3 protein-coding genes are annotated in these 1,877 nt (G+C 47.7%); all 3 read right to left on the bottom strand.

The genetic code is table 11. The features are described 5' to 3' along the window. Nucleotides 1-142: helix-turn-helix domain-containing protein (locus ACTHTA_RS11345; RefSeq protein WP_440364653.1), on the bottom strand; the 142-nt coding region annotated here is incomplete at its 3' end. A gap of 52 nt (nucleotides 143-194) precedes the next feature. Beyond that, on the bottom strand, nucleotides 195-653 hold the full coding sequence (gene pyrI, locus ACTHTA_RS11340; protein WP_440364652.1) for an aspartate carbamoyltransferase regulatory subunit: 459 nt from the start codon (nucleotides 651-653) through the stop codon (nucleotides 195-197). A 10-nt stretch (nucleotides 654-663) separates the two neighbouring features. After that, nucleotides 664-1,584 (bottom strand): aspartate carbamoyltransferase, encoded by a 921-nt coding sequence (gene pyrB, locus ACTHTA_RS11335; RefSeq protein WP_003684701.1) that lies wholly within the window; start codon nucleotides 1,582-1,584, stop codon nucleotides 664-666. Nucleotides 1,585-1,877: the final 293 nt, after the last annotated feature.

Here is a 1,877-nt window from a genome sequence, read left to right as displayed (position 1 = left end):
CTTTAAGTGCGCGGTAAATGGTGACGCGGCTGACTTGGTAGCGGCGTGCCAGGGAGGTGACGCTTTCCTTCCCCTGCATGTAGGCCAGCCAAATGGCTTGGCGGTGGTGAGGGGTGAGACGGGCGTTTTTGTGCATGTTCATGTTTCAGTATTCTCCTGGAAATACTGTAAACAACGCTACTAGTTTCTACATATCAGGCTTCGGCAACTGAATCACGCGAGAAGGTTTTCTCGCAATAATGGCATTTCAAACGTGTCTGACCATTATGTGAACGGACATAAAAACGGCTGATGACCGGCTCGCCATGACTGGCACAATTGGTATTCGGGCAGCGGAATACTTCTGAAATTTCGTCCGGCAATGACAAATGCTGTTTGTCGATCACTTTAAACTGATCGATTTTGTTTACCACTGTTTCAGGGGCAAATAAAGCCAAACGGTTGGCCGCATTGGCATCCAACCATACGCCGCTGACTTTGATAATGTCTTTGCTTCCCTGCGTTTTGCTGGGCAAATTAAAGCCGACCGTAACCGCGCTGCCATAATGCAGCAACTTAAACTGTCTTAAAATGGCCAAGCCTTTACCGGCAGGAATATGGTCAATTACCGTACCTTGTTCAATCGCTTCAACGCTGAGTTTTGAGTTTTCCATCTTTCGCTCCTTAAACTTCTTCGTTCAATACCAAAGACAAAATCGCCATCCGTGCATACACGCCATTGGTTGCCTGCTCAAAATAATAGGCATGAGGTGTTTTATCCACATCCGGATGAATTTCATCTACCCTCGGTAAAGGATGCAAGACGCGCAAATTGGGTTTGGCATTCGCCAACATCGACGCATCAAGATTGAATTTACCCTGAATTTTGGCAAATTCCTGCTCATCAAAACGTTCGCGCTGAACTCGGGTCATGTACAAAATATCCGCCCATTCGACCGCTTCTTCCAAACTAGACAAAACTTGGTAAGGGCAACCGGCCTCTTCCAACTCTTCAGTAATATAGTCCGGCATCGCCAAGCTGGGAGGGGATACAAATGCGAACTCACAACCCCAACGCTTCAATGCCTGACACAATGAGTGTACCGTACGGCCATATTTCAAATCACCGGCCATCGCAATTTTCAAATTGCTCAAGCTACCTTGTGTTTCATAAATCGTTACCAAATCCAAAAGCGTCTGGCTCGGATGTTGGTTGGTACCATCACCGGCATTAATCACAGGTACGCTCGAAAACTCGGCCGCCACACGGGCCGCACCGTCTTTAGGGTGTCGCTGAATAATCGCATCCGTATAGCTAGAAATAATCCTCGCAGTATCTGCAAGCGTTTCACCCTTTTTCGCGCTGGTATTCGCACCATCAGAAAAACCGATAACTTTCCCACCCAAACGCTGTACCGCGGTTTCAAAAGACAAACGCGTACGGGTGGACGGTTCAAAAAAGCACGATCCAATCAATTTACCCTCAAGCAAATCTTCACGAGGCTGCTTTTTCAACTTCAAGGCCGTCTGAAGCAGCAATTCGAGCTGCTCCGTCGTCAAATCTGAAATTGAAATAATATGTTGCCGATAAAGCGGATTAGGCATGACCATTCCTTCCCATAAAAAAGCCCGCAACAGGCGGGCGTTTCAAGCAAACCGATTCCATCGTTGCCCGACATCATCCTCGTCGGACAATCACAACCATGTTCCTACCACACCCATGAAATCTTCCGCATTATCGCATATTTAACAGACGGCTGCTTCTTTCAAGTTTTCAGACGGACTGAGACCCAAGCACAGGGATTCGGCCGTTTTCAGTTATTACCCAATGTAAAGTCTCCATTTGTCCAGGTCTTCATTCCCGGCCCCATACAAAGCCGCCCGTCAACCCGAACCGC

This window comes from Neisseria sp. P0013.S005 (assembly GCF_051958425.1).
In the GTDB taxonomy this organism is placed as follows: Bacteria; Pseudomonadota; Gammaproteobacteria; order Burkholderiales; family Neisseriaceae; genus Neisseria; species Neisseria subflava.
This window is presented reverse-complemented; position numbering and strand designations above follow the sequence as displayed.

Excerpts from the sequence above, each read along its gene's own strand:
- pyrI (WP_440364652.1), bottom strand. The coding sequence starts at position 653 with ATGGAAAACTCAAAACTCAGCGTTGAAGCGATTGAACAAGGTACGGTA.
- pyrB (WP_003684701.1), bottom strand. The coding sequence starts at position 1,584 with ATGCCTAATCCGCTTTATCGGCAACATATTATTTCAATTTCAGATTTG.